Annotated in this window: 1 protein-coding gene; it reads left to right on the top strand. The window is 62.5% G+C overall.

Annotated elements, in window-relative coordinates:
- Positions 1–600, top strand: a 600-nt coding sequence (locus J6525_RS46665; RefSeq protein ID WP_225649640.1) for an IS5 family transposase, incomplete at both ends; no start/stop codon positions are given.

Below are 600 nucleotides of genomic sequence, written 5' to 3'. Positions count from 1 at the left end.
CGGAGCTGCGTCGTGTGATCGAAGCGATCCTCTATATCGTTTCGACCGGCTGCCAGTGGCGGGCGTTGCCGCAGGAGTTCCCGCCCTATTCGACGGTGCAGGGCTATTTTTATAGATGGCGGGATACAGGCCGGTGGCAGAGGATTGTCAGCGTGCTTGTCCGACGGGCGCGAAAAAAGCTTGGACGGACACCGAAGCCGACGGCAGCCGTGATCGACAGTCAAAGTGCGCCGACCACGCAAGCTGGCGGACCGCGCGGCTACGATGCAGGCAAGCGCATCTACGGCCGCAAGCGGCACATTGTGACGGATACCAATGGCCTCCTCCTCGGGGTTCATGTTCATCCCGCCAACGTTCAGGACTGCCATGGCGCCGTACCGCTGCTGAAGAACGTGCGGATGAACTTCCCCCGGCTGCGCCACGTCTTTGCCGACCGGATCTACCGCGGAAATCAACTCCTCGACGCGCTCTCAGACTGCGGTCCATGGACTGTCGAGATCGTCGAGCGGCCCCAAGGCGTCAAAGGCTTCCAGCTTCTGCCGAGGCGGTGGGTGGTTGAACGCACATTCGCTTGGTTCGGCAGATGCCGCCGCCTCGCCA

The sequence above is a fragment of the Bradyrhizobium australafricanum genome (assembly GCF_020329495.1).
In the GTDB taxonomy this organism is placed as follows: domain Bacteria; phylum Pseudomonadota; class Alphaproteobacteria; order Rhizobiales; family Xanthobacteraceae; genus Bradyrhizobium; species Bradyrhizobium australafricanum.
The sequence above is the reverse complement of the archived record's forward strand: the minus strand, read 5'-3'. Positions and strand labels throughout refer to the sequence as shown.